The sequence below is a fragment of the Brachybacterium phenoliresistens genome (assembly GCF_000576425.1).
Classification (GTDB): Bacteria; Actinomycetota; Actinomycetes; order Actinomycetales; family Dermabacteraceae; genus Brachybacterium; species Brachybacterium phenoliresistens.
Genome location: NZ_KK069995.1, coordinates 1 through 26466, shown reverse-complemented (window position 1 = coordinate 26466; position 26466 = coordinate 1). Strand labels below are relative to the sequence as shown.

The following is a 26466-nucleotide window of genomic DNA, read 5'->3' as shown; positions in this document are numbered from 1 at the left end:
GGCGGACCGACGCCGCTTCAGCGCCGCTTCAGCGCGGCGCGGGCAGACTGGGGCCATGCGGATCCTGCTCGTGGACGATGAGGTGCGGCTGGCCGACGGCGTGCGCCGCGGCCTGGAGGCCGAGGGGATGGTCGTCGACGTCGCCCATGACGGGCTGCGCGGCCTGGCGCTGGCCGAGGACCACGACTACGACGTGATCGTCCTGGACGTCATGATGCCGGGGATGAACGGCTACCGGGTGTGCCGTGAGCTGCGGGCGCACGGCGATGCGACCCCCGTCCTGTTCCTCACCGCGAAGGACGGCGAATGGGACGAGGTCGAGGGGCTGGACACCGGCGGCGACGACTGGATGACCAAGCCGTTCTCCTCCGCGGTGCTCGTGGCGCGGCTGCGGGCGCTGGCGCGCCGCGGCGGCCGGGAACGCCCGGCCCTCCTCGAGGCCGGGGACCTGCGGCTGGACCCGGCCGCGCGCCGCGTCGTGCGCGGCGACACGGAGATCACGCTCACCGCTCGGGAGATGTCCGTGCTCGACTTCCTGCTGCGCCGGCGCGGCGAGGTCGTCACCAAGCGCGAGGTGATCGCGAACGTGTGGGGCGAGGACTTCGAGGGCGACCCCAACATCGTCGAGGTCTACATCGGGCACCTGCGCCGGAAGATCGACCGGCCCTTCGGGCGCGCGGCCCTCGAGACGGTGCGCGGCACCGGCTATCGCCTGTCCGCCACGGGCGGCTGAGATGCCCCGCGCCGTGTTCTCCCGATCGATCCGCGCCCGCATCACCGCCGGAGCGCTGCTCGTCCTGGCCCTCGCCCTGGGCCTCGGCTCCGTGGCCGCCGTGCAGATCCTCTCCCGCACCCTGACCGCCGGGATCGCGACCTCCCTCGGACAGGACCTCGACTTCTACGCCGACCTGGCCGAGTCCGATCCGGCCGCGATCCGCGACGTCGACGACGACGTCCTCGTCCAGCTCGAGGGCTCCGGATCGAACCTCGAGGACGGGACGGCCCTCCCGGCCGTCCCCGAGGACAGCACCGCCCGGATCGTGGTGGACGGCGAGGCCTACCTCGCCGCCTCGGAGAGCACCGATTCCGGCATGCTCACCGTCGCCCGTCCGCTCGAGGGGGCCGATGAGGCGACCCGCGCGGCAGGCGTCCTGCTCGTGGTCGCCGTGCCGATCGTGCTCCTGCTCATCGGCGTCGTCCTCTGGGTCGTGACGGGCCGGGCCCTCGCCCCGGTCGAACGCCTGCGACGGCAGGTCGAGACGGTCGACGCCGCGGATCCCGCCCAGCGGGTCGATGCGGGCCAGGACGAGCTCGGGGACCTCGCCGCGACCATGAACGACCTCCTGGACCGCATCCAGCAGGCGCAGGTCCTGCAGAGGCGCTTCGTCAGCGACGCGTCCCACGAGCTGCGTTCGCCGCTGGCGACCCTGCGCCAGCATGCCGAGCTCGCCCGCGACCACCCGCAGGCGACCTCCCTCGCCGCGCTCGGCGATGTGGTCCTGGGCGAGGGCGCGAGGATGCAGGAGCTGGTCGAGTCGCTGCTGCTGATGGCGCGCCTGGACGAGGGACAGGGCCGCGTCACGGCCGAGGTCGACCTCGACGACCTGGCCCTGGAGGAGGCCGCGCGGCTCCGCGGTCTGGGCGTGGCCGTCGATGCGCGCGGGATCGGCCCGGCGCGGGTGCAGGGGGACCCGGCGATGCTGGCGCGGGCCCTGCGCAACCTCACCGACAACGCCGCCCGCCACGCCGAGGGGACCGTGACCCTGCGCGTGGCCGAGCATGCCGGCCGCGTGCGCGTCCAGGTCGAGGACGACGGCGCGGGGATCCCGGTCGACCAGCGCGAGCTGGTCTTCGAGCGCTTCGCCCGTCTCGACGAGGGCCGTGCCCGGGACGCCGGGGGCAGCGGGCTGGGCCTGGCCATCGTCCGGCAGATCGCCCGGGCTCACGGCGGCACCGTCACCGCCGGGCAGGGGAGCGCAGGGGGCGCGCTGTTCACCCTCGACCTCCCGGCGGCGGACCGCGGCGCGTGAGGCGTCGCGGCTGATCGGACCGGCGCGTCCGCGGCCGGGTCGGCGGGCGGCGGGCGGCGGCTGCCAGCCCGTGCGCCCACAGGCAGATCGGGCGAGGTCGCGGACACGGAAGGCCGCCCCAGGTCCTCGAGTCAGGCGATTGCCTGGTTCGCGGCCCTCCGGCGGCCGTTCATGTCCGCCGCGACCGGCCGACGCACCGCCCCGCACCCGGAACCCTTCGGCTCGCGTGCCTGAAGAAGCTTTCAGCTCGCTTCAGGGCCGCTTCAGCGCCTGCTCAGCATGGTGGATGCATGACCGAGAACATGAACCCCAGCTCCCCCCAGACCCCCGATTCCCCCGAGACTACCGGGGCCGCCGCGTCCGCCGCCGGCACCCGCCCCCGCCGCGCCCGCGCCCTCATGATGGGATCGGCCGCCGCAGCCGTGCTCATCCTGGGCGGCGGCACCGCCTACGCTCTGGGCGGCCCGGGCATGGACGGCGACGACCTCGGCGGCGTCACCGCCGAGAGCGGGTCCGACGACCAGGACCGCGACGCGGACGACCGGGACGATGCGAACGACGCGGACGACCGGGACGATGCGGACAACACGGACGACCGGAACGATACGGACGACCAGGACGCGGACGATGCGGACGACCGGGACGCGGACGATGCGGATGACCGGGACGACGCGGACTCCCGGCTCGCCGACCTTCCCGCGAGCGATGCCGCCTCGATGCGCACCGCCGCTGACCAGGCCATCGCCGGGACCGGCGCCGAGGGCGTCACGACGATCGAGGTCGTCAGCGGCGGCTACGAGATCGAGGTGCGCCTGAGCGACGGCACCGAGAGCGACGTGCACATCGCCGCCGACGGCACCGTCACGGTCCGCGCCGAGGACGACACCGAAGCGGACGACGACGCCGAGCCGCTGCTCGACCTCGCCCAGCTGCCGGCGATCGAGACCGCCGCCCTGGACGCGGCCTCCGCCGAGGGCGTCGCGGACGGCGTCGTCACCGAGATCTCCAGCTCCGACGATCCCGGGACCGCGATCGAGGCCGAGGTCCTGGCCGGGGACGGCACCGGGGCGGACGTCGAGCTCGACGCGGCGCTCACCGTCCTCTCCACGGACATCGACGAGGACTGACACCATCACGAGGACGCGGGGCGCTCGTCGTCGGACGGGCGCCCCGCGCCGCTGCGGTGGCGCCGCACGACGACCCGCTCCCGGTGGCCTTCGCACGACGCAGAACTCGTCGTCACACGACGCAGAACTCGTTGCCCTCCGGGTCCGCCATCACCACGTGGTCGAGGTCCTCGCCGATCCGATGCTCGGAGAGCACCTGCGCGCCCGCGTCGAGGAGACGGGCGACCTCCCCGGTGATCCGTGCGTGGCGGACCTCCGCCGGGACCGCCCGGCCGCCGCTGACCTGGAGGTCCAGGTGCAGGCGGTTCTTGACGGACTTCGGCTCCGGCACCCGCAGGAAGGAGATGCGCGGCGCCGTCCCGGCCGGGTCGACCAGGGCGGCGCCGTCGCCGCGCTCGGCGAGGGGCACCTCGCAGGCGTCGAACCAGTCCTCCCAGGAGGCGAAGCCCGCCGGGGGAGGGGCGTCCTCGTAGCCGAGGGCCGTGCGCCAGAACGCCGCGCAGCGCACGGCGTCCGTGCAGTCGATGGTCATGGTCCATGGTGTCGTCATGGGGCCATCGAAGCATCGGCCTCCGACTACCGGATCGGGGTGCCGGCCGGGTCCAGCACCCACCACACCTCGTTCACGCCCTGGCCGGCGACGTCCCCGGGGGCCTCGTCGCCGATGAAGGTGTACAGCGGCCAGCCGTCCAGGGTCAGCTGGGTGGAGCCGTCGACCCCGGTGATCGTGCCGACCTCCCCGGTGACGCCCTCGACCTCGGGCGCATCGCCGTCGACGGTGACGGCCGGCCAGTTGGTGGCGCAGTCCCCCTCGCAGGCGCTGGCCCCGGAGCCCTGGGTGTCCTTGTCGAACATGTAGACCGTCATGCCCTCGCCGTCGACGACGATCTGGCCGAGATCGGACTCGGCGACGCCGAGCGCGGCGCCCTCCGCGGCGGGGGCCTGCGTGGTCTCCTCCGCGGGGGCCCCGCCGCCGTAGCCGCCTCCGCCGCCGTCGGACCCGCCCTCGCCCGAGGACGTGCATCCGCTGATGCCGAGCACGATCACCGCCGCCGCGCCGAGCGCCGCGTGCCTGATTCCGATGGACATGGCTGCCTCCTGGGTCCGGACCGGGAACCCGGTCACCCAGGACACGAGACCCGCCCGCCCGCGGTTCACCCCGAGCGCATGAGCACGGCCCCGGTGTCCGCCGCGCGGATCTCGAGGGCCTGGATCTCCTCCGCCGGCAGCGCCGTCCCGGCGCTGAGCAGGGCGGTCGATCCGGGCTGCGCATGCCAGGTGGACAGCGAGGTCTCCTGGCCATCGGCCCCGATGGCCACCAGCTCATACTCGCCGCCGCCGGGCCGGCCGTACGCATCGGCCTCGTAGCTGCAGGTCACGTCCAGCTTCGTCCCCCAGGGGACGGTGGTCATGCCGATGCTCGCCCGCAGCGGCGCGGCATCCACCGGCTCCATCGCCACGGTCGTCTCGGGGCCCTGCCCCGTCTCCTCAGCGGGCCGCAGCAGGTCCAGGGCCGATCCCGCGAACAGCAGCGCGACGGCCGCTGCGGCGGCGGCCAGGGCGGTCAGCACCCGCCGCCCGCGCCGGCGCCGGGCGCGGTGCGCGCCGAGGTCCAGCAGGGCCTCCCGCCCGGCATCGGCCGGTGCCAGGAGCTCCTCGGCGCGCTCGGCGGGGACGCGGGCCAGCAGTCCGGGGACGGGGGCCAGCTCCGCGACCGCGTCCCGGCAGGCGGCGCAGTGCTCGAGGTGCTCCTCGAACTCCGCCCGATCGGCGGCGCCGAGGGCCCCCAGGACGTAGGCGGCGTCCCATTCGGCCAGGCGCTGGTGCTCGCTCATCGCGTCACTCCTCTCTCCTGCAGGGCCAGGCGCAGGGCGCGCAGCGCGTAGTGCATGCGGGACTTCACGGTGCCTTCGGGGATGGTGAGCTCCTGGGCGATGCGGGCGGTGGACATGCCGCCGAAGTAGGCGCGCACGACGACGGCGCGGTGGGGCTCCGAGAGGGTCGCGAGGGCCTCCTCGACGAGCATCTGGTCGAAGACGGCGTCGGTCGCATCGCGCATCTCGACCTCGGGGGCCTCCGCCACCGGCTGCTCGCGGCGATGATGGGCGCTGCGGGCCTCGTCGATGACGAGGTGGCGGGCCACGGTGAACATCCAGGACCGGACGGTCTCGGGGTCGTCGGCCAGGATCCTCGGCGTGCGCCAGGCGCGCAGCAGCGTCTCCTGGACCACGTCCTCCGCCGCCGCGGCGTCGCCGGTCAGGCGCGTCGCGTAGCGCCGGATCGGCGCGGCGTGGGCGTCGTACAGCGCGCCCAGCCGTGTCGCGTCCTCCTCGCCCATGCTCACCTCCGTCGGTGACACGGGGCAGGGGCGCCGCAGGTTCATCTGAACCGCGGCGGCCCGTCCCTCGTGGTCCGAGTATGAACCCGATCCTGGACGGCGTCATGGGCCTGCCGATGCACCCGCTGGTGGTGCACGCCGTGGTGGTCCTGGTCCCCCTCAGCGCCCTCGCCCTCGTCCTGGGCACCCTCGTCCCGGCGGCGCGGCGCCGCCTCGGGGCGGTGACCCCCCTGCTGGCCCTGCTGGTGATGCTGCTGGTGCCGGTGACGATCGCCTCCGGCGAGGTGCTCCTGGGCATGGTCGGCCCGACGCCGCGGGTGCTGGAGCATGCCCGCCTCGCCCGGATGCTGCCGCCGTGGACGATCGCGATGGCCGTGGTCGCCGCCGCCCAGTGGGCCTGGTACCGGTGGCGCGAGGAGCCGGGCCGCCTGGTCCCGCGGCTGCTCGGCGCGACGGCGGTCGTCGCCGCCGTCGGCGCGACGACGCTGGTGGTGATGATCGGCGAGGCAGGCGCCCGCTCGGTCTGGGGCGGCTGAGCGGGGACCGGCCGCTACAGTGCTCGGATGCAGCACATCGTGGAGCCGTGGGTGCGGGAGGTGCTCGGCCCGCGCACCCGGATCGCGGCGATCACCCCGCTGACCGGAGGCCTGTCCCAGGCCATGTACCGCCTGGACCTCACGGGGGCCGATGCTCCCGCGGTGGTCCTGCGGCGCTGGCCCGAGGACGGCCCGTGGCCGCGGGAGTGCGCCCGCCGGGAGGCGGCGGCCCTGGAGCTCCTCGCCGGAGGCGGCATCGGCGCACCGGGACTGATCGCCGCCGACCCGGAGGGGGAGCGCACCGGCAGGCCGAGCACGCTGATGACCTGCCTGCCGGGGCGGGGCGTGCTCGACCCCGAGGACGTCCCGGGCTGGCTGGAGGCGCTCGCCGCCCGTCTCGCCGCGATCCACGACCTGCCGCCGGGCCCCGACCTCGAGCCCTGCCCCCGCCACGCGGACATGGCCGATCCCCGCCGCCGCGCCTGGATGGCCGGGCTCCCGGAGGGCGCGGCCGCCCTCGACCTCGCGGTCTCGGCGGACGACCCCCGGCGCCCGGTGCTCGCCCACGGCGACTACCAGCACTTCAACGTGCTGTGGACGGGCAGCGCGCTGACCGGGGTGGTGGACTGGACGGGCTGCGGCGTGGCCGATGCCGGCCGCGACGTGGGCCACTGCATGCTCAACCTGACCGTCCTCCACGACGCCGCGCGGGCATGGTCCTTCCTCGGCCGGTACCAGGCGCTCACGGGCACCCGCGTCGATCCGGCCTGGCTGATGGGCGAGCTGCTGGACTTCTCCCCGGCGTGGGAGGAGTTCATCCCGATCCAGGTCGGCGGGCGCGCCCCGGTGGATCCCGCCGGGATGCGGGCCCGCGTCGAGGAGCTGATCGTGCAGGTGCTGCGCGCCGCCGGGTGAGGCGCCGCGCCCGGGCCACCCTGTCCCGCAGTCACCCCCGTCCCGCAGTCACCACGCCCCAGGCCACGTACCCGGGTCACCCGGCGTCCCCGATCACCGCGTCCCGGATCACCGGCCGTCCCAGATCACCCGCCCGTCGGCGTCGAGGCGGGCGCCCTCGCTGGGCTCGTGCGGGTTCAGCGCGCCGGAGTGCAGCAGGTCGAGGACCTCGATGCCGTGCTCGAGCAGCATCACGTCGGCGATGAGGCGCCGGTGGCAGCGCCACCACACGGCCTCCGAGCAGAGGATCGCGGTGCGCGCGGCCGCGGCATCGGCCGCGAGTTCCTGGGCCCCGGCCCGGAAGTCGGCGCTGCGGGTCCAGGCGGCGTAGGCGCGGAACGCCGCGACCCGCCACCACGTGTCGGGGGTCTCGGCGTCCTCGGCCGCCGTGAGCCGGCGGCGCCCGCCCAGGCGCTCGTCCCAGCGGTAGCCGATGCCGGCCGCGGCGCAGAGGTCGGGGATCGCGCCGCGGGCCGCGGCCTCGTGGGTCCGGCTGCCGGGGAAGCGGCGCACGTCCACGAGATGCTCGACGCCGGCGCCGGTCAGCAGCTCCGTCAGCTGCTCGCGGTCCAGCTGCCCGTGCCCGACGGTGATCAGCGGCGGCGTCATGGCAGCAGATCGGCCGCCCGCGCCAGGCGCACCTGCGGCGGGAACAGGCCCAGGGTGTGCAGGGCGGCCGCGCCGTCCTCCGGCGTGGAGGCGGCGCAGGCGTCGGTGACCACGGTGACGCGGCAGCCGGCATCGGCCGCCGCGAGGACGGTGGTGATCACGCAGCAGTCCGTGGAGACCCCGGTGACCAGCAGCTCCGCTCCCGCGCCGACGATCCCGGCGAGCTGCGGACCCCACTTGCCGAAGGTCGGCTCGTCGATCGTGGGCCGGTCGGACAGCTGCTCTGCGCCGTCGACCAGGGCGTACAGCGGGTCGTCGGCCGGGACGTCCGCGAAGGGCCAGGCCGCGAAGTAGTCGCCCCACGAGGTCGAGCGGTCGGCGGTCGGCAGCCAGCGGGTGACCAGCGTGCGCTGCGGGCCGATGGCCGCGGCCAGGCGCTGGATCTGCGTCATCGCGGCGGGGAACGTCGGGGCCGCCCAGTCGGAGGAGGGGTCCGCGAAGATGCGCTGGGGGTCGATGACCAGGAGCCAGGGGGCTGCGGGCGGGGAGCTGCTCATGCAGGCGACTCTACGGAACCGCCCCGGGCCCCGCTTGACTTCAAGCGCACGTGAAGTCCTAGCGTCGTCGTCATCGACACGAGAGGACGACAGATGCCCGTCTACACCCTGCCCGACCTGCCCTACGACTACTCCGCCCTCGCCCCGCACATCTCGGCGCGGGTCATGGAGCTGCACCACTCCAAGCATCACCAGGCGTACGTGACCGGCGCCAACACGGCCCTCGAGCAGCTCGCCGAGGCCCGCGAGAAGAACGACTTCGCGCACATCAACCAGCTCGAGAAGGACCTCGCCTTCCACCTCGGCGGGCACCGGAACCACAGCGTGTTCTGGGAGAACCTCTCGCCCGACGGCGGCGGCGAGCCCGAGGGCGCCCTGCGTGCGACGCTCGAGGAGCACTTCGGCTCCCTCGACAAGCTCCGGGCCCACTTCTCCGCCACGGCGCTCGGCGTCCAGGGGTCGGGATGGTCGGTGCTGGGATGGGACGGGCTCGGGCAGCGGCCCGTGATCTTCCAGCTCTACGACCAGCAGGGCAACATCCCCGCCGGGATCACCCCGCTGCTGCAGCTGGACGTGTGGGAGCACGCCTACTACCTCGACTACGCGAACGTCCGGGCGGACTACGTCACGGCCTTCTGGAACGTCGTGAACTGGGCCGATGTCGCACGCCGACTGGAGGCCGCCCGCTCGTGACCGCCACGCAGCATCCCTCCGCCCGCCCGGCGCCGGCCCTGTACGACAGCTTCGCGCAGTACGGCAGCGGCGTGACCCTCGTGAGCACGCGGGACGGCGAGGAGGACCTGTTCTTCATCGCCGCCTCCGTGCTGACCGCCTCCGTGGATCCCTTCACGATCGCCGTGTCGATGGGCCGCACCCGGGCGGGCGCCGCCGCGATCGCGGCCGGCGCGCCCTGGGCCGTGTCGATCCTCGCCGCCGATCACCTGGGCCTGGTCCGCACCCTCACCGGCCGCACCGCGCGCGAGGAGCGCCGGGCCGCGCTCGCGGCCGCGGGGGCGCAGCGCACGTAGGAGGGGCCGATGGTCCTGCCCGACGCGCTGGTCGCCCTCGCGTGCACGACGCATGCGGTGACGCCGGTGGCCGACCAGCTGCTGGTCGTCGGCGAGGTGCGTCGCGGCAGCGCCCACCGCGACGCCCCGCCGCTGCTGCGCTGGAACCGCGGCTTCGTCACGGGGGCGCCGATCCCGGCCGAGTGACCCCGGCGGCGAGGGCCGCGGAACGGGGCGATCTGCGAGGGGATCCCGTGCGGGTCCCGGGTCAGGCGTCCCGTTCCTGCTGGCGGATCCTCCCGCGCCGGGCCACCAGGGTGATGAGGAACGAGGCGACCAGCGCGAACAGCACGCCCAGGTTCGCGTAGGCCCAGGTGCCGTCCCAGTAGGCGCCGGCCGGGTCGTCGACGAAGGTGCCCATCCGCAGCGGCTCCAGCAGGTACCCCTGCCAGTTGTTCCACGGGGCGTCCTCGGCGTAGGAGTTCACCACCAGGCCCCAGCCGACGAGGGACGTCGCCGCGAAGGTGACGATCGAGATCCAGTCCACCGACCCGTACCGCCCGGACGGGTCGAACAGGGCGGCCTCGTCGTAGTCGCGGCGACGGGTGAGGACATCGGCGATGAGGATCCCGGCCCAGGAGGCGATCGGCACGCCGAGGGTGATGAGGAAGCTCTGGAACGGCCCGATGAAGCTCGTGGCGAAGAAGACCACCCAGATCGTCCCCGCAGTGAGGATCGCCCCGTCCAGGAAGGCGGCGGCCGGGCGGGGGATCCGGATCCCCAGGCTCAGCAGGGTCAGGCCGGAGGAGTAGATGCCGTTGACCGCGCCGGAGACCAGGGTCAGCACGGCGACGATCCAGAAGGGGATCAGCGCCCACAGCGGCAGCAGCGTGACCAGGGTGCCCACCGGGTCGTCGCCGATCCGCGCCATGACATCGGCATCGGACCCGGCCAGCAGCAGGCCGAAGACCACCAGGATCACCGGCGCGGCCGAGCCGCCGATGGTGTTCCAGGCGACGATCGCGCCGTCGGAGGTGCTGCGCCGCTGGTAGCGCGACCAGTCCGCGGCGATATTGATCCACCCCAGGCCGAATCCCGTCATCACCATCACCAGCGCCCCGACCATCTGCTGCACGCTCCCCGAGGGGGCCGAGGCGACCGCCGCCAGGTCGATGTGCGGGATCGTGAGGACCATGAACACGATCGTCATGGCGCCGGTGGCCCAGGTCAGCACCGACTGGATGCGCATGATGGTGTGGTAGCCCAGCACCGAGGCGGTCACGATGATCGCCGCGATCACCAGCGTGGCGATGACCAGCACCGCGGTGCCGGAGGCGAGGCCCAGCGCCTGGAACACGGTCGCCGTGGCGAGCACCGCGGAGATCGCCAGCATCGTCTCCCAGCCGATCGAGGTCAGCCACGAGACGATGCCGGGGACCTTCTGGCCGTGCACGCCGAAGGCCGCGCGGGAGAGGACCATCGTCGGGGCGCTGCCGCGCTTGCCGGCGATCGCGATCAGCCCGCACAGCGCGAAGCTGATGACGATGCCGATCAGGGACACGACCACCGCCTGGGCGAAGGAGATGCCGAAGCCCAGCCCCCACGAGCCGTAGCTCATGCCGAACACCGAGACGTTCGCGGCGAACCACGGCCAGAACAGGTCCCGCGGCCGGGCGGTGCGCTGCGACTCCTCGACGATCTCGATGCCGGTGGTCTCCACGAGGGGTGCGCTCATGCGCCCTATCCTGGCACCGGTGCGCACGGCGGCGGCGGAAGGCCCGCCGCACGGTCCCGGACGCGCGGAGGAAGCCCCCATGCCCGTCCCCTCGTCCGTCCGGGAGCGCGCCCGCCGCCTGGTCTCGCTCGCGCCGGGCCGGGTCGACCACATCCCGGCCCTCCGGATCGCGGTGGGGCTGGCCGTGCCGCTGGCGCTGCTGCTGGCCACCGACCGGATCGAGTGGGCGATGTTCGCGGCGTTCGGCGCCTTCACCGGCATCTACTCCCGCTACGAGCCCACCGCCCTGCGCTTCCGCCGGCAGAGCCTGATGGGCCTGGTGCTCACGCTGTGCGTGGGGATCGGCGCGAGCCTCGCCGCGCTCGGGCCGATGCTGGGGGATCGCGCCCTGCCGTGGACGGCGATGGTCGTCGGCGCGCTCGTCGCCGCCGGCGCGGCGACCCTCGTCGCGAAGCGCGGCATCAAGCCCGGCGGCGCGCTGTTCCCCCTGTTCGCGGTCGCGGCAATCTCCTCCGCGCCCTCCGTAGCGCCGGTGTGGCTGGCCCTGCTGATCGCCGCCGGCACTGCCTCCTGGTGCGTCCTGCTGGGGCTAGCGGGTCACTACATGGGTGAACGCCACCCCGGAGCGGGCGTGGACCCGCGCCGCGAGATCTTCACCCGCCGGCAGCTGGCCGAGGTCGGCGGGGTGCATCTGGCCGCGGCGCTGGCCGCCGGGGTCATCGGCATCGTCTCCGGGCTGCCGTTCCCGTACTGGGCGCAGATCGCGGCGGTCTCCCCGCTCTCGGCCCCCGGGCACGGCGCCCAGGTCGAGCGGGGCGTGCACCGCCTGCTGGGCACGATCCTCGGCATCGGGGTGACGGCGTTCCTGCTGTCCTTCCCCGCGCAGGCCTGGCAGCTGGTGGTGTGGGTGGTGGTGATGCAGTTCCTCGCGGAGCTGTACGTACTGCGCAACTACGCCTTCGCCCTGTGCTTCATCACACCGCTGGCCCTGCTCATGGTGCAGCTGGCGCACCCGCAGGCGGTGGGGCCGATGCTCCACGCGCGCGTGCTGGAGACCGCCATCGGCGTCGGCGTCGGCATCGTCGTCGTGCTCATCGGAGCGGCGCTGCGCCGGAAGGAGGGTCCCGGTCCGGATCCCCGCAGTTCCGGCGCGGGCCCCTCCCGCTGATCAGGATGGTCGGACGGATCCCCGACGGTCGGACGGATCTCCCGCGGCGCCGGCCCTGGCGCGCCCCGGCGATCGGATCCATCCCGCATCGGTGCGTTCGAGCACGTCTCGGCCTTCCGCGATCATCGTCCGCAGGTAGGCGGTCTCTCGGCGGACGCTCTTCGGCGAGGTCTCCTGCCAGGTCCTGCGGGTCATGCCGCGGCGGGTCTCCCCGTTGAACGGCTCGTATGCGGCGGTGTAGATCCGCTCGAGGGAGGGCACCTGCTCGGCAAGATGCACGAGGGCACGACGGTGATACCACTTGACCACGGCGATCACCGAGTGCACGGGTCCCAAGCGGTCGATGACGGCGCGGGCGTTGACGGCGTTCTCGAGCGTCGTCGCCGATGCCGTCTCGCAGAGGATCCGGTCCTCGGGGACGCCCCGGGCCACCATGAGATCCCTGTGCATCTCGGATTCGCAGAGACGCCCGTCGTGACGCGAGGAGCCGCCTGTCGCGAGGATCCGAGGTGCCAGGTCTCGGGTGAACAGATCCACGGCGACCTCAGCAGGTGTCCAATGAGGGGTGCCGAAGATGATGATGAGGTCAGCGGGGCGGATCAATCCGCTGTCGGTCTCGATGAGGTCTGGATCGGCATCGACGCCGGCGTTCATGTCGGTCCTGTCGTGTTCCCGAAGTCTTCGCATCGGCGCCCCGGGACGCGTGCGATGCGCTGATCATCCCCGAGCCTGCCACAGGGGCCGGATCAGATCGGCCCGTTCGTACCGAGGACGGGTCCTGGACGGCGAGTATGTCCGACATTCGAGCAGATCCAGGTACAGGGCGCGAACGGACGACCGTGAACCAGGCCGGATCGGCTTCTCGTCGACGAAGGGTGCCCGTCGCGCGCGAACCGGGCACGGTGATGTCCGAAGGCACCGCTGCTGTGGCCGTGACCTCGTGGAGCGATGCGTCGACAAGCGCAAGCAATGGCGCAGCATCTCGGGGAGCTACATCTGCTGCGTCACGGTGACGACATTGCCGCTGTGCTCATCGACGAACACGTACAGATGTGCGGTGTCGTGATGGAGAGCGGACACATCGAGCTGTCCGACGAAAACCGCAGCCCGTTGCTCTACCAGCGGCCATTGTGGTGACTGCAGCCATCGCGGCGGTCGTCGCAAGTACCGGTAGCGCTCCTTGATCATGGCTTTCAGCTGAGCTCGTCGTGAGTCCTCGGGGGCGTCTGCAGCAGCGGCGAGCAGCTCCTTCATTTCGTCCCCCGTGACGTCGAGCCAACGAGGCTGGACGTCAAGCAAGAGTTCGTAGTCGGACGCGGCTTTCCGTCCTCGTGTCGTAGGAGCCACAGCGGCGCCATGATCACGCAGATATTCCTCCAGCACGCTCGTGACGGCGTACCGGCCATCTGGAGTGTCGATGTCGGCAAGCAGGAGGTACTGCATCAGGTCACGGTGTGGAACGTACGCCGGCGCATTCGGCCAGTGGCGCAGACCGTCGAGCCGGTCGCCGCAGAGCTCCTCCAGAAAAACGGCATCGCTGATCTCGCCCGACAGGAACCCCTGGATGATGCTGATCACTTCAGGACTCTCCGACGTCATGCGGGTCAGAGTACCCACACCATGCGCAGGCGAGACGAGGGCTGCCCGCTGCAGGCGTCAATCGGCCTGGCAGCGTGCCCTGGCCGGTCCCCGGTCGGCGCCCAGCGGGCGGGGGAGGCCGGCCGCGGCGAGCAGGCGCGCCGTGCACAGGGCGAGGACGGGCATGAGGATCATGGAGGTCAGCACGTCGCTGGGGTGATGCACGCCCAGGGCCATCCGGGACCAGGCGACCGCCAGCACGAGCAGGGCGCCGGCCGCGACGGCGATGCGGCGCCTGCCGCCCGGCGGCAGCGCCAGCACGAGCGTCGTCGCGAGCGCCGCGGCGAAGGCGGTGTGCCCGCTGGGGAAGCTCGCCGAGGCCGGGTGGTCGATCAGCACGTGGTCGAGCACCCCCAGGTCGGGGCGCTCGCGCCGCACCAGCTCCTTGACCAGGCGGGAGGCCGCCCACGGCACGCCCGCGACCAGGCCCGTCCACAGGGCGGCGCGGGAGCCGCGCAGCAGCAGGGCGGCGAGGACCGCGAGGATCCACACGATCGCCGAGCCCATCGGCCCGAACAGCACGTCGATGCCGCGGGCGAGGGCGTCGGTGGCGGGGGAGTGGAGCGTGTTCACGGCGCGTACCCCGAGCATGTCGAGGTCGTCGACCGCCGGGGCGGCGAGGACCCACCATCCCAGAGCGCACGCCGCGAGCACGCTCGCGAGCGCCAGGGCGGCCCAGGGCAGAGGACGGGGAGGCGCAGGGATCATCGCCCCAGCATCCGCCATCATCGCGGCCCCGCGCACCCCAAGTGGTTATGCGATCGTTACTGTCCGTGTGAGCTTCTCGATAACGCAAGCCCTGACTGTCTTAATCGGGCGAGGTGAGGCTAACCTTCGTGACGACAGCCATGCCGACCGAAGGACATCACATGACCGCGATCTCCCGCCGCCGCCTGGGCGCGTTCTCCGCCGCCGGGGCCATCGGCCTGCTCGCCGCCGCCTGCTCCTCCTCCGAGGTCGAGGACCCGGCCCAGGGCGGGGCCAGCGACGCCGGCGGCGACGCCGCCTCGGTGACCATCGAGGACAACGACGGCGAGAAGACCATCTCCCTGCCCGTGCAGTCCGTCGTCGCCACCGACAACCGCACCTTCGAGACCCTCCATGACTGGGGCATCCCGCTGACCGCCGCCGCCGTCTCCCTCATGCCCTCCACCATCGGCTACACCGAGGACGACTCCATCGTCGACCTCGGCACGCACAACGAGCCCGACCTCGAGGCGATCGTGGCCGCGCAGCCCGACGTCGTCGTCAACGGCCAGCGCTTCACCCAGTTCCAGGAGGACATCGAGAAGCTCGTCCCCGGCGCGACCGTCCTCTCCCTGGACCCGCGCGACGGCGAGGACTTCTTCGCCGAGCTCACCCGCCAGGTGGGCGTGCTCGGCGAGGTCTTCTCCAAGCAGTCGGAGGCGCAGGAGCTCGGCGCCGCGCTCGACGCCCAGATCGAGCGGGTCAAGGCCGCCTACGACCCGGCGCAGACCGTGATGGCCGTGATCACCTCCGGCGGCGAGATCGGCTACTCGGCCCCCGGCAACGGCCGCACCTTCGGGCCGATGTTCCCCACGCTCGGCCTCACCCCCGCGCTCGAGGTCCCCGAGTCCAGCGACGACCACCAGGGCGACGACGTCTCCGTCGAGGCGATCGCCCAGTCGAACCCGACCTGGCTGCTGGTGATGGACCGCGATGCCGCCGTCTCGGCCGATGACCCGTCCTACCAGCCCGCCGCGGCGGTGCTCGAGGCCTCCGAGGCGCTCGCCTCGGTGACCGCCGTCGCCGAGGGCAACATCGTCTACATGCCCGCGGACACGTACACCAACGAGGGCATCCAGACCTACACCGAGTTCTTCTCGACCTTCGCCGACGCCCTGGAGGGCACGGCCTGATGAGCGCGACGATCGCGGCCCCTCGAGCGCCGGGCAGGGGCCGCCTGCTGGACCCGGCCCTGCTCCTCGGGGTCGCGGTCGTCGGCCTGCTGCTGGGAGCCTCCCTGTTCACCGGCGTCTACGACATCTTCGGCCAGGACGACGGCGCGCAGATGTTCGCGATCACCCGCATTCCCCGCACCATCGGCCTCGTCCTCGCCGGGGCCGCCATGGCCATGTCGGGGCTGGTCATGCAGCTGCTCACGCAGAACCGCTTCGTCGAGCCGACCACCACCGGCACCACCGAATGGGCCGGCCTGGGCCTGCTCGTGGTGATGATCCTGGCCCCGCAGGCCAGCATCCTCACGAAGATGACCGGGGCGGTGGTCGCCGCCTTCGTCGGCACCATGGTGTTCTTCCTGTTCCTGCGGCGGGTCTCGCTGCGCAGCTCGCTCATCGTGCCGATCATCGGCATCATGCTCGGCGCCGTCGTCGGCTCCCTGTCGACCTTCCTCGCCGTGAAGACGAACATGCTGCAGAGCCTCGGCGTCTGGTTCGCGGGCTCCTTCACCTCGGTGCTGCGCGGGCAGTACGAGCTGCTGTGGATCGTCGCGCTGGTGGGCGTCGCCGTGTTCGTCGTCGCCGACCGCTTCACCGTGGCCGGACTGGGCGAGGAGATCGCCACGACCGTCGGCCTCCACTACGGCCGGATCGTGCTGCTGGGCACCGCGCTGATCGCCGTCGCCACCGGCGTGGTCACGGTCGTGGTGGGGAACCTGCCCTTCCTCGGGCTCATCGTCCCCAACATCGTCTCCCTCATCCGCGGCGACGACCTGCGCAGCAACCTGCCCTGGGTGTGCCTGCTGGGGGTCGGGATCGTGACCGTGTGCGACCTGGTGGGCCGCACCATCATCATGCCCTTCGAGGTGCCCGTCTCCCTGATCCTCGGGGTGGTCGGCGCCGTCGTCTTCGTCGCCCTCCTGCTGAGGAGGCGCCGGCATGGCTGAGCTCACCGCCGCCCCGGCCCCATCCGGGCACCCGGCCCCGGCCGGAACCGCGCCCGCGTCCGGAACCGCGCCCGCGCCGGGGACTGCGCCGCCGTCCGGAACCGCGCCCGCTGCCGGGGCCCGCTCCGATGCCCCGTCCCGTCGACGGGCCGGCTCCGGCGCCCTGCCCACGCCCCGGGCGCGCCGCCGATTCGCGCTCGTGCTCGGCTCGCTGATCGTGCTGTCCCTCGCCTTCGGCCTGGGCTACCTCGCCCTGGACAACCCGATGCCCTTCGGGTCCGAGGGCTTCTGGATCATCGCGAAGCTGCGCGTGACCACGCTCGTGGTGATGGTGCTCGTCGCCTTCTGCCAGGCTCTGGGCACGGTCGCCTTCCAGACCGTCACGAACAACCGCATCATCACGCCGTCGATCATGGGCTTCGAGTCGCTGTACCGGGCGATCCAGACCACGGCGGTGTACGTCCTCGGCGTCGCCGGGCTCACCGCCCTCCAGGGCACCACCCAGTTCGTCCTGCAGATCGCGGCGATGATGGCGCTGTCCGCTCTGCTGTACGGCTGGCTCCTCTCCGGCCGCTCCGCGAACATGCAGGTCATGCTGCTGGTCGGCATCGTCATCGGCGGAGGGCTCGGCGCCGTCTCCACCTTCATGCAGCGCCTGCTCACGCCCAGCGAGTTCGACGTGCTCGCCGCGCGCCTGTTCGGCTCGGTGTCCAACGCCGATGTCGACCAGCTGCCGATCGCGATCCCGCTGGTCGTCCTCGCCGGCACCGTCCTGCTGCTGCGCTCGCGGCGGCTGAACGTCGTGGCGCTCGGGAAGGAGCAGGCCACCAACCTGGGCATCGACCATCGCCGCGAGACGATCCTCGTGCTGCTGCTGGTCTCCCTGCTGATGGCCGTCTCCACCGCGATGATCGGGCCGATGACGTTCTTCGGCTTCCTGGTGGCGACCCTCGCCTACCAGGCGGCCGGCACCCACGACCACCGCCTCGTCCTGCCCGTCGCCTTCCTCACCGCCTTCGTCGTGCTCTCGGGCGCCTACTTCGTCATGAAGCACGTCTTCTACGCGCAGGGGTACGTCTCGATCATCATCGAGCTGATCGGCGGCTCGATCTTCCTCGCGGTCATCCTCCGAAAGGGTCGCCTGTGATCACGCTCCGCACCGTCAGCAAGCAGTACAGCAGCGAGGTCCGCATCGGCCCCGTGGACCTGGAGATCCCGGCCGGCGGCGTCACCGCCCTGGTAGGGCCCAACGGCGCCGGCAAGTCGACGCTGCTGACGATGATCGGCCGCCTGCTGGGCCTGGACGAGGGCACCATCGAGGTCGCCGGGATGGACGTGTCCACCACCCGCTCGAAGGACCTCGCGAAGGTGCTGTCGATCCTGCGGCAGGAGAACCACGTCGTCACCCGGCTGACGGTGCGGCAGCTGGTGGGCTTCGGCCGCTTCCCCCACTCGCAGGGGCGGCTGACCGCGGCCGACGAGGAGCGGATCAGCGAGGCCATCGACTTCCTCCACCTCGGGGAGCTCGAGGGCCGCTACCTCGACGAGCTCTCCGGCGGGCAGCGCCAGCGCGCCTACGTGGCCATGGTCCTCGCCCAGGACACCGAGTACGTGCTGCTGGACGAGCCGCTGAACAACCTGGACATGAAGCACTCGGTGCACATGATGCGCCACCTGCGCCGCGCCGCGGAGGAGCTGGGCCGCACCATCGTCATCGTCCTGCACGACATCAACTTCGCCGGCCGCTACGCCGACCGCATCTGCGCCGTCCAGGGCGGCCGCGTCCTCGAGCACGGGCCGAGCGCGCAGATCATGACCTCCGAGGTCCTCACCCGCGTCTTCGACACCCCGGTCCAGGTGATCGACGGCCCCGACGGGCCCCTCGCGGTCTACTACTGACAGTGATGATGGAGGTAGTGGTTCCCAGGTGGGTCTGACTCACCTACTGACCGACGCTCCAGCTGTCTTGTTTGGGATTTGTCGGCCCACTTCGGGGATCGCTGCGCACGCGACCGGACGGGAGTCTGTGACCTCATAGGAGCTTGGTTCAGAAGCCCCGCCACTGTCTTGTCCGCCCGCCCGGCCGGCGCGTGCTGCCCACCGGGATCAGCGAGAGGGACAGCAATGACCATGATGACCGATCAGCTTCGCGAAGTCATCGCCGGCGTCGACACCCACGGCGAAACCCACCACGCTGCGGTGATCGATCCTCTTGGCCGGCACCTGGCCGATGAAGAGTTCCCGGCCAGCGGTGCCGGCTACCGAGACCTGCTGTCCTGGCTCGGCTCCCATGGGACCGTGGCCGCGGTCGGCGTCGAGGGCACCGGTGCCTACGGGGCCGAGCTGGCCCGGGTGCTGGCCCGCGGCGGGCTGAGGGTGGTCGAGGTCGACCGACCGGACCGAAAGACCCGCCGTCTCAAGGGCAAGTCCGACCCGATCGACGCCTATGCCGCCGCCACCGCCGTGGCTTCCGGTCGCGCCACCGGGGTCCCGAAGGCCCGTGACGGGATCGTCGAGGCCATCCGCGCCCTGCGTGTGCCGCGACGCTCGGCGGTCAAGGCCCGGACCCAGGCCATCAACCAGGCCCGGCAGCTGTTGATCACCGCCCCCGAGGCGCTCCGAGCCCAGCTGCGCGGTCTATCGGCCATCGAGCTGGCCACGGCCTGCGTCCGCCTACGCCCCGGAGGTGACTGCAGTGCCCCGCTCGGGGCGACCAAGGCTGCACTGCGCCGGCTGGGTCGTCGGATCCTGATCTTGAGCGAGGAGATCACTGAGCTTGATGCCGAGCTGAAGACCCTGACCGCCCAGGCGGCCCCCACGCTCCTGGGTCGTATGGGCGTCGGCCCGGACGTCGCCGGCCAGCTCCTGGCCACGGCCGGGGACAACCCCGACCGGCTGCGCTCCGAGGCCGCGTTTGCCCACCTGTGCGGTGTCGCCCCGATCCCCGCCTCCTCCGGACGTCGGGACCGTCACCGGCTCAATCGCGGCGGAGACCGGGCGGCCAACCACGCGCTGCACACCATCGTGCTGTCTCGCATGCGTTGGGATGATCGAACTCGGGTCTACGTCCAGCGGCGCACCGAGCAAGGCCTCTCGAAGAAGGACATCATGCGCTGCCTGAAACGACACATCGCACGCGAGATCTACCGAGCCCTCACCGACGACCTCTACGCCAGGCAACACCCGACCCTAACCACCCTCACCGACCTCGCCCCGGCCGCTTGACATCCATAGGAGCATCCCCGGCCGACCTGCCGGCACGGCCCCGGCGCTGCGCCAGATGTCATTCTGCGTCGCTTGAACGGGTGTTCAAGCGACGGAGAATGACATCTCGCGGGGCGGCTCAGGCGCCGGGCAGGGGGCGCTGGGCCGGGTCCATGCCGCCGCGGCCGTCGGGGCGGTCCAGGGCGTCGATCGCCGCGACCTCCTCCGAGGTGAGCGCCAGGTCCTTCGCGCCGAGGTTCTCCTCGATGCGGGAGGGCGTCACCGACTTGGGGATCACGACGTGCCCGTGCGCGAGCTGCCAGGCGATCGCGACCTGCGCGGGCGTCGCCGAACGGGCGGCCGCGATGTCGGCGAGCACCGGGTTCTCCAGCAGGTCGCTCTTGCCCTGGCCCAGCGGCCCCCAGGCCTCGGTGAGGATGCCGTGGCGCTCGTGCACGGCGCGCAGCTCGCGCTGCTGGAAGTAGGGGTGCAGCTCGATCTGGTGGATGACGGGGACCACGCCGGTGGCCTCGATGATCTCCTCCAGCTGCGGCACGGGGTGGTTGGAGACGCCGATGGAGCGGACCTTCCCGCGACGCTGCAGCTCGATCAGCGCCTTCCACGCGTCGACGTACAGGCCCTGCGCGGGCACTGCCCAGTGCGTGAGGTACAGGTCCACGTACTCCAGGCCCAGCCGCTCGAGGGAGGCATCGGCCGCGGCGAGGGCGTCGTCGTAGGCGTGGGCGTCGTCCCACAGCTTGGTGGTCACGAACAGCTCGTCGCGGGGGATGCCGGACTCGCGGATCGCCTGCCCGACGCCCTCCTCGTTGCCGTAGGCGGCGGCGGTGTCGATGTGGCGGTAGCCGGCCCGCAGGGCCTGCCCGGTGACGTCGGCCGCGACGGCCGGATCGACCTTGAACACGCCGTAGCCGAGCTGGGGGATGGCGTGGTCGTCGTGGAAGCGGAGCGTGGGAACAGTGGCCATGTCCTCCACCCTACGTGCGCCCGGCGGACGGTCCCAGAGGGCTCGGACGCGCGCCCTCTACGATGGATCCATGCCCACCCAGCGCCCGCCGCGGATGGTGCCGCTGGACCGTCCCGTCCCCACGCGGCCGCCGGTCTACGATCACCCTCCGGGACACGTCGAGCGCGGCCGCCGCGGCGAGATCTACCAGGTCCTCGACGCGCTGTTCGTCGTCGCCGGCCTCGTCATCAGCATCTGGCTGGCGCTGCTGTACCTGTTCCAGGGCTTCTCGCTGACGCCGGTGCGCCTGCTGTACCTGCTGGTGTTCTGGGTGCTGTTCACCTACATCACCCTGCCGCGGCTGCACCAGCTGCTGACGTGGATCTACCTGCCGGACTACTTCTTCGGCCGCACCCGCAGCACCGAGGGGGTGCTCTCGGACCCCATCAACATCGCCTTCGACGGCGAGGAGAAGGACCTGCACGTGGCGATGCGCCGTGCCGGCTGGGTCCTCGCCGAGGAGCGCACCCTGGGCTCGGCCTGGTCGATGGTGGTCGCGACCCTGCTGCGCCGCTCCTACCCCGCGGCGCCGGTGTCCGATCTGTACCTGCTGGGGCGGCGCCACGACTTCACGTACCAGCAGGAGGTCGGCGGCAGCACCTCCAAGCGCCATCATGTGCGCTTCTGGCGGCTGCCGGAGAGCTTCGTGCTGCCCGGCGGGTACCGCGCGGACTGGCTGGCCGCCGGCACCTACGACCGGGCCGTCGGCTTCTCGATGTTCACCCTGCAGTTCACGCATCGCATCGATGAGGACATCGACATCGAGCGGGACTACATCGTCGACACCGTCCGCTACGCCGATCCGGCCGTCGAGGTCGAGGTCATCGAGGACTTCTCCACCGCCTACCACCATCGCAACGGGCAGGGCGACCGCCTGCGCACCGACGGCGACCTGCCGGTCGTCGACGTCACCGGCGCCGCGCAGCGCTCGCCGGGGGCGACCGCGGTGATGCTGCCGCGGCATCGGCCCACCGGCATCAGCGTGCTCAAGCCGCGCGCGGCCGCCGCCACCCAGGCGGCCCTGCACGCCGCCGCCCAGGGCGACGCCCACGAGCTCGCCGACCAGTGGCACGACGTCCTCACCGACTTCCGGGACGCCGTCGCGGGCGCCGCCGACCACCATCTGCCGCCGCCGACGGTCATCCTGACCGGCCTGATCATCCTGGTCCAGACCATCGCCGTGGTGATCCAGTGGGTCGCCCTCGGGCTCGGCGCGGACCTCACGGGCCGGATCGCCGAGGCCGGGCTGCTCCTGCCCGGTCGCGAGCAGATCCTCGCCGGCACCGCCTTCAGCGTGCTGGCGATCGTGTTCCTCGCCGGGGTGCTGCGCCGCAGCCGCTGGGCCCGCCTGGGGCTGATCGCGCTGTTCACGGCCGATGCCTCCAGCCAGCTGCTGGTGGCGACCTCGACCTCCGGGAGCATCGCGCACTCCACGCTGGTGGCCGTCGGGCTGTCCGCCCTGGGCGTCATGTCGATGACGTCCGAGGCCACGAGGCTATGGGTGGGCACGCGCCGGGTCCACGTCACGCGGGCCCAGCGCACCGACTGAGGGGCCGGGTGACGGGGGTCACCGTGGTATAGAGTGCGGGCACTGCGGGGCCCCTCGGCCCTGCGACGCATTCCCTTCCCCAGGAGTACCGCATGACCCAGGCACCCGCGCCGGCTGCCGGCTCGTCCGCACCGCAGACCGAGCTGAAGAAGGCCATCACCCCCAAGCTCCTCCTCCTGTTCATCGTCGGCGACATCCTCGGCACCGGCGTCTACTCGCTGACCGGCAAGGTCGCCGGCGAGGTGGGCGGCGCCGGCTGGCTGCCGATCATCATCGCCTTCGCGGTCGCCCTGGTGACCGCGCTGTCCTACCTCGAGATGGTCACCAAGTACCCGCAGGCCGCGGGCGCCGCCCTGTACGTGCACAAGGCGTTCGGCATCCACTTCCTCACGTTCATGGTCACCTTCGCGGTGCTGTCCTCGGGCATCACCTCGGCGGCGACCAGCTCGGTGTTCCTCGCCGAGAACGTGCTGAAGGTCTTCCACCTGGACGAGTCGATGGGCGAGTCCGGCTCCAAGCTCCTGGCCACCATGATCGCCGTGGTGTTCATCTGCATCATCGCCTGCGTGAACATGTACGGGGTCAGCGAGTCGGTGAAGCTCAACGTCGGCCTCACCCTCATCGAGCTGAGCGGCCTCGCGATCGTGCTGATCGTCGGGTTCATCGCCATCGGCGAGGGGAAGGCGGACTTCTCGCGCGTCATCCTGTTCGAGACGCAGGGCGACAAGAGCCTGTTCATCGCGGTGATCGGCGCGACGGCCCTCGCCTTCTTCTCCATGGTCGGCTTCGAGGACTCGGTGAACATGGCCGAGGAGGTCGTCGACCCGCTCAAGAACTTCCCGAAGATGCTGCTGACGGGCCTGTCGATCACGGGCGTGGTCTACGTGCTGGTCTCCGTCACCGCCGTCGCCGTCGTGCCGATCGGCGAGCTGACCAGCGCCACCACCCCGCTGCTGAGCGTGGTGGAGAAGGCGGACCTCGACATCCCCATCGAGACGATCTTCCCGATCATCTCCATCTTCGCGGTCGCCAACACCGTGCTCATCAACATGATGATGGCCTCCCGCCTGCTGTACGGCATGGCGAAGCAGGGCGTCGTCCCCGCGTTCATGAAGGCCGTGCTGCCGCACCGCCGCTCCCCGTGGACGGCGATCATCTTCTCGACGGCGCTCGGCGTGCTGCTGATCCTCACCGTCCGCTTCGTGCTCGGCGAGGAGACCATCGGCGCCCTCGGCGGCACCACCGCCATGCTGCTGCTGGCCGTGTTCTGCCTGGTCAACATCTCCGTGCTGGTGCTGCGCAAGGACCACGTGGACGCCGACCACTTCGTGACCCCGACGGTGCTGCCGTACATCGGCGCGACCACCGCGTTCATCCTCATCACGCCCATCGCCCAGACGGGGCGGAACTATGCGATCGGCGGGGCGCTGCTGGGCATCGGGCTGCTGCTGTACCTGGTCACCTATCTGTACAACGGCGCGGTCAAGGCCCGCCGGACCCGCTTCCACCACCCCGACGACATCGGCCGCGACTGAGCCGTCCCGTCCCAGCCAGCAGGGAGCCAGAAGCATGAAGAAGATCCTCGTCGCCTACGTCCCCAGCGCCACCAGCGAGGCCGCCCTCGGCTTCGCGATCGCCGAGGCCGAGCAGCATTCCGCCTCGCTGCTCGTGCTCGCCTCGGAGAAGGCCGTCAACCCGAGCAAGGCCAAGGCCGTCACCGACGAGCGCTCCCTCGAGCAGCGGCTCGAGGAGTCCGGGGTGCCCTACGAGCTGCGCACCGTCCCGCGCCGCGACGACCCGGCCGATGACATCCTCGAGGCGATCGAGTCCGAGGGCATCGACCTGGTCGTCCTGGGCATCCGCAAGCGCACCCCGATCGGGAAGATCCTGCTGGGCTCCACCTCCCAGCGCGTCGCGATCGAGTCGCCGGCGCCGGTCGTGCTGGTCAAGCCGAAGGGGTTCGTGCCGCCGGCGCGGTTCTGAGGTCTGCGGGCGGAATGGGCGGTGCGCGGCGAGACCTCCCGCGCTGTTCACCTGCCGGCTTCCTGGCCGTGCGGGTCGCGCCACCTGAGGGGGCGAGTGTGGTCGGGCCCCTGCCGCGCGGGCCGTGCTGCCGTGCGTGCGACCGACCTTCCCGAAGGGATCCCGCATGCCCCCGATCCAGCTGCCCCTCCTCATGCAGGGCCACACGCGCGGCAAGCGCTCCGCCGTGACCTGTGCCCTGAAGTGCAACAACGCCTGCGTGGGCGAGACCTGCAACACCTCGTCGAACGGCTACTTCCGCGACATCGCCTCCCGCGCGCTGTCCCGCCGCGCCCTGCTGGGCGGTGGGACGAGCGCCCTGGCCATCGCGCTGACAGGTACGCAGGGTGCTCTGGCCGCCGGTGCGCCCGCGACCGGCGGCTCCGCCTTCGGCCCGATTCCTGCGCTCGCCCCGAACGGCACCAAGCTCGACTTCGAGGCGATCGCCCCGGTGCAGTTCGAGGTCGACGAGTTCACGGTCCCCGAGGGCTTCGACTGGCATCCCGTGATCCGCTGGGGCGACCCGCTGTTCGACGAAGCCCCCGACTTCGACTGGAACGCCCAGAGCGCCGAGGCGCAGAAGCTGCAGTTCGGCTACAACAACGACTACACGGAGATCCAGGAGATCCCGGAGTCCGGCGGCAAGCGCGCCGTGATGTTCGTGAACCACGAGTACACGAACGAGAACATCATGCTGCCGGCGGACACCGACGCCGAGGACGCGATCGAGATCGGGATGGCGGCCCACGGCCTCACCGTCGTCGAGCTCGAGCGCGAGGACGCCGCCTCGCCGTACCGCTACGTGAAGGGCGCAGAGCTGAACCGCCGCATCCTCCTGGACGCGGAGTTCGAGCTCACCGGTCCTGCGGCCGGTTCCGACCTCGTCACCACGGTCGATGACCCCGAGGGGCGCATCATCCTCGGGACTCTGGGCAACTGCGCGGGCGGCCTGACGCCGTGGGGCACGCTGCTCAGCGGCGAGGAGAACTTCAACGGCTACTTCCGCGCTCCCGGCGACTCCCCGGAGCAGCAGCGCTACGGGCTGGCCGATGAGGCGACCGCCCGCGGCTGGGAGACCGTGCACGAGCGCTTCGACGCCCGCACCCCTGGATTCGAGAACGAGATCAACCGCTTCGGCTACATCGTCGAGGTGGACCCCTGGGATCCGACGTCGACCCCGAAGAAGCACTCGTCCCTGGGGCGTTTCAAGCATGAGGGCGCCAACGTGATCATCGCCGAGGACGGCCGCGCGGTCGCGTACTCGGGCGATGATGAGCGGTTCGACTATCTGTACAAGTTCGTCTCGCGCGACACGTACATCGAGGGCGATCGGGAGCACAACAAGACGCTGCTGGAGAACGGCGACCTGTTCGTCGCGAAGTTCACCGGCAACTCGCCGGCCGCGGAGATCGACGGCTCCGGTGCGCTGCCGTCCGACGGCGCCTTCGACGGCGCAGGGGAGTGGCTGCCGCTGGTGCTGGACGGCGAGAGCGCCGTCGAGGGGTTCACCCTCGAGGAGGTCCTGGTGCACACCCGCCTCGCGGCCGATGCGGTGGGCCCGACGAAGATGGACCGCTGCGAGGACGTCGAGCCGTCCCTGCACAGCCGCCGCGTGTACGTGGCCTGCACGAACAACTCCAACCGCGGCGTCGAGGATCACGCCGCGCCGGACGAGGCCAACCCCCGCACGGAGAACCGGGACGGGCACATCGTCGAGATCGACGAGCAGGGCGACCAGACCTCCACGACCTTCGCGTGGAACCTGCTGCTGGTGGCGGGCGACCCGGCGCAGGGCGACCAGACCTACTTCTCCGGCTTCCCGGTCGAGCAGGTCTCGCCGATCTCCTGCCCGGACAACCTGGCCTTCGACTCCGTCGGCAACCTGTGGATCTCGACCGACGGCGCGCCGTCGGGCATCGGCTACAACGACGGCCTGTTCCGCGTGACCCTCGAGGGCGACGCCCGCGGCCGGGTGGAGCAGTTCCTGTCGGTGCCGATCGATGCCGAGACCTGCGGCCCGATCATCCGCGACCAGGACCGCACCGCCTTCGTCTCCGTCCAGCACCCGGGCGAGGACGGCGAGTTCGGCGCCCAGCGCTCCT

General features: G+C 71.8%; 27 protein-coding genes and 1 pseudogene. 17 read left to right on the top strand and 11 right to left on the bottom strand.

The features are described 5' to 3' along the window. Positions 1–55 precede the first annotated feature (55 nt). The 3 genes from BF93_RS10895 (at position 56) to BF93_RS19020 (ending at position 3157) form a co-directional block, all read left to right on the top strand. Positions 56–733 (top strand): response regulator transcription factor, encoded by a 678-nt coding sequence (locus tag BF93_RS10895; RefSeq protein WP_038372650.1) that lies wholly within the window; start codon positions 56–58, stop codon positions 731–733. 1 nt (position 734) lies between these two features. After that, a complete protein-coding gene (locus BF93_RS10890; protein WP_038372649.1) occupies positions 735–2030 on the top strand; it encodes a sensor histidine kinase in 1296 nt (431 codons plus the stop codon). A gap of 290 nt (positions 2031–2320) precedes the next feature. Continuing rightward, a complete protein-coding gene (locus BF93_RS19020) occupies positions 2321–3157 on the top strand; it encodes a hypothetical protein (protein ID WP_051486851.1) in 837 nt (278 codons plus the stop codon). A 112-nt stretch (positions 3158–3269) separates the two neighbouring features. Here the strand turns inward: BF93_RS19020 and BF93_RS10880 are convergent, their stop codons facing one another. From BF93_RS10880 to BF93_RS10865, 4 genes are all read right to left on the bottom strand, one after another. Further along, the gene (locus BF93_RS10880) at positions 3270–3707 is read right to left on the bottom strand and encodes a VOC family protein (protein ID WP_038372647.1); all 438 of its coding nucleotides are present in this window, start codon (positions 3705–3707) and stop codon (positions 3270–3272) included. A 26-nt stretch (positions 3708–3733) separates the two neighbouring features. Continuing rightward, entirely contained in the window at positions 3734–4246 is a 513-nt protein-coding gene (locus tag BF93_RS10875; RefSeq protein WP_038372645.1) for a COG4315 family predicted lipoprotein, read from the bottom strand. Between the two features lie 65 nt (positions 4247–4311). Next, positions 4312–4992 (bottom strand): anti-sigma factor family protein, encoded by a 681-nt coding sequence (locus BF93_RS10870; RefSeq protein ID WP_038372644.1) that lies wholly within the window; start codon positions 4990–4992, stop codon positions 4312–4314. Beyond that, positions 4989–5495, bottom strand: a complete 507-nt coding sequence (locus BF93_RS10865) for a sigma-70 family RNA polymerase sigma factor (protein ID WP_038372643.1) — start codon at positions 5493–5495, stop codon at positions 4989–4991. Before BF93_RS10865 ends, BF93_RS10870 begins: the two co-directional genes overlap by 4 nt. Before the next feature lie 80 nt (positions 5496–5575). Between BF93_RS10865 and BF93_RS10860 the strand changes: the two genes are divergently transcribed. Next, on the top strand, positions 5576–6031 hold the full coding sequence (locus tag BF93_RS10860; RefSeq protein ID WP_038372641.1) for a DUF2231 domain-containing protein: 456 nt from the start codon (positions 5576–5578) through the stop codon (positions 6029–6031). A 27-nt stretch (positions 6032–6058) separates the two neighbouring features. Further along, complete coding sequence (locus BF93_RS10855) at positions 6059–6946, top strand: phosphotransferase family protein (RefSeq protein ID WP_038372640.1); 888 nt, start codon at positions 6059–6061, stop codon at positions 6944–6946. 108 nt (positions 6947–7054) lie between these two features. On the opposite strand, the gene BF93_RS10850 is transcribed toward BF93_RS10855, so the two are convergent. Continuing rightward, complete coding sequence (locus tag BF93_RS10850; RefSeq protein WP_038372639.1) at positions 7055–7594, bottom strand: DUF488 domain-containing protein; 540 nt, start codon at positions 7592–7594, stop codon at positions 7055–7057. Continuing rightward, the gene (locus tag BF93_RS10845; RefSeq protein ID WP_038372637.1) at positions 7591–8151 is read right to left on the bottom strand and encodes a cysteine hydrolase family protein; all 561 of its coding nucleotides are present in this window, start codon (positions 8149–8151) and stop codon (positions 7591–7593) included. Before BF93_RS10845 ends, BF93_RS10850 begins: the two co-directional genes overlap by 4 nt. 93 nt (positions 8152–8244) lie before the next feature. Between BF93_RS10845 and BF93_RS10840 the strand changes: the two genes are divergently transcribed. Next, positions 8245–8844 (top strand): superoxide dismutase, encoded by a 600-nt coding sequence (locus BF93_RS10840; protein WP_038372635.1) that lies wholly within the window; start codon positions 8245–8247, stop codon positions 8842–8844. Then, positions 8727–9365: pseudogene (locus BF93_RS20060) on the top strand (flavin reductase family protein). The gene BF93_RS10840 and the pseudogene BF93_RS20060 overlap by 118 nt, the downstream one beginning before the upstream one ends. Before the next feature lie 61 nt (positions 9366–9426). On the opposite strand, the gene BF93_RS10830 reads toward BF93_RS20060, so the two are convergent. Then, positions 9427–10893 carry a purine-cytosine permease family protein gene (locus BF93_RS10830; RefSeq protein WP_038372634.1) on the bottom strand — a complete coding sequence of 489 codons (1467 nt, stop codon included), beginning with the start codon at positions 10891–10893 and terminating at the stop codon, positions 9427–9429. A gap of 79 nt (positions 10894–10972) precedes the next feature. Here BF93_RS10830 and BF93_RS10825 point away from each other — a divergent pair, with 79 nt between their 5' ends. Further along, positions 10973–12061 (top strand): FUSC family protein, encoded by a 1089-nt coding sequence (locus tag BF93_RS10825; RefSeq protein ID WP_084148468.1) that lies wholly within the window; start codon positions 10973–10975, stop codon positions 12059–12061. Here BF93_RS10825 and BF93_RS10820 read toward each other — a convergent pair whose 3' ends face one another. From BF93_RS10820 to BF93_RS10810, 3 genes are all read right to left on the bottom strand, one after another. Then, the gene (locus tag BF93_RS10820; RefSeq protein WP_038372633.1) at positions 12062–12715 is read right to left on the bottom strand and encodes a YdcF family protein; all 654 of its coding nucleotides are present in this window, start codon (positions 12713–12715) and stop codon (positions 12062–12064) included. It lies immediately after the preceding gene. A 336-nt stretch (positions 12716–13051) separates the two neighbouring features. Further along, complete coding sequence (locus tag BF93_RS19015; protein ID WP_051486849.1) at positions 13052–13639, bottom strand: hypothetical protein; 588 nt, start codon at positions 13637–13639, stop codon at positions 13052–13054. A gap of 78 nt (positions 13640–13717) precedes the next feature. Beyond that, positions 13718–14407 carry a phosphatase PAP2 family protein gene (locus BF93_RS10810; protein WP_051486848.1) on the bottom strand — a complete coding sequence of 230 codons (690 nt, stop codon included), beginning with the start codon at positions 14405–14407 and terminating at the stop codon, positions 13718–13720. A 161-nt stretch (positions 14408–14568) separates the two neighbouring features. Here BF93_RS10810 and BF93_RS10805 point away from each other — a divergent pair, with 161 nt between their 5' ends. The 5 genes from BF93_RS10805 to BF93_RS10785 all read left to right on the top strand — a co-directional run bounded on the left by BF93_RS10805 (position 14569) and on the right by BF93_RS10785 (position 19790). Beyond that, a complete protein-coding gene (locus tag BF93_RS10805) occupies positions 14569–15579 on the top strand; it encodes a siderophore ABC transporter substrate-binding protein (RefSeq protein WP_198025414.1) in 1011 nt (336 codons plus the stop codon). Further along, positions 15579–16565 carry an ABC transporter permease gene (locus tag BF93_RS10800; RefSeq protein WP_051486847.1) on the top strand — a complete coding sequence of 329 codons (987 nt, stop codon included), beginning with the start codon at positions 15579–15581 and terminating at the stop codon, positions 16563–16565. The genes BF93_RS10805 and BF93_RS10800 overlap by 1 nt, the downstream gene beginning before the upstream one ends. Beyond that, a complete protein-coding gene (locus tag BF93_RS10795) occupies positions 16558–17712 on the top strand; it encodes an iron chelate uptake ABC transporter family permease subunit (RefSeq protein WP_084148466.1) in 1155 nt (384 codons plus the stop codon). The genes BF93_RS10800 and BF93_RS10795 overlap by 8 nt, the downstream gene beginning before the upstream one ends. Beyond that, positions 17709–18464 (top strand): iron ABC transporter ATP-binding protein, encoded by a 756-nt coding sequence (locus BF93_RS10790; RefSeq protein ID WP_038372630.1) that lies wholly within the window; start codon positions 17709–17711, stop codon positions 18462–18464. The genes BF93_RS10795 and BF93_RS10790 overlap by 4 nt, the downstream gene beginning before the upstream one ends. 231 nt (positions 18465–18695) lie before the next feature. Next, the gene (locus BF93_RS10785) at positions 18696–19790 is read left to right on the top strand and encodes an IS110 family RNA-guided transposase (protein ID WP_462934460.1); all 1095 of its coding nucleotides are present in this window, start codon (positions 18696–18698) and stop codon (positions 19788–19790) included. A gap of 118 nt (positions 19791–19908) precedes the next feature. On the opposite strand, the gene BF93_RS10780 is transcribed toward BF93_RS10785, so the two are convergent. Next, positions 19909–20754, bottom strand: coding sequence for an aldo/keto reductase (locus BF93_RS10780; protein WP_038372628.1), 846 nt, complete (start codon positions 20752–20754; stop codon positions 19909–19911). Between the two features lie 70 nt (positions 20755–20824). On the opposite strand from BF93_RS10780, the gene BF93_RS10775 reads away from it, so the two are divergent. The 4 genes from BF93_RS10775 to BF93_RS10760 form a co-directional block, all read left to right on the top strand. After that, positions 20825–22342 (top strand): LssY C-terminal domain-containing protein, encoded by a 1518-nt coding sequence (locus BF93_RS10775; protein ID WP_038372626.1) that lies wholly within the window; start codon positions 20825–20827, stop codon positions 22340–22342. A 92-nt stretch (positions 22343–22434) separates the two neighbouring features. After that, positions 22435–23877, top strand: coding sequence for an APC family permease (locus tag BF93_RS10770; RefSeq protein ID WP_038372625.1), 1443 nt, complete (start codon positions 22435–22437; stop codon positions 23875–23877). 34 nt (positions 23878–23911) lie between these two features. Continuing rightward, the gene (locus BF93_RS10765) at positions 23912–24325 is read left to right on the top strand and encodes a universal stress protein (RefSeq protein WP_038372624.1); all 414 of its coding nucleotides are present in this window, start codon (positions 23912–23914) and stop codon (positions 24323–24325) included. A 166-nt stretch (positions 24326–24491) separates the two neighbouring features. Further along, on the top strand, positions 24492–26466 hold a 1975-nt coding region (locus BF93_RS10760; RefSeq protein WP_038372623.1), incomplete at its 3' end, for a PhoX family protein.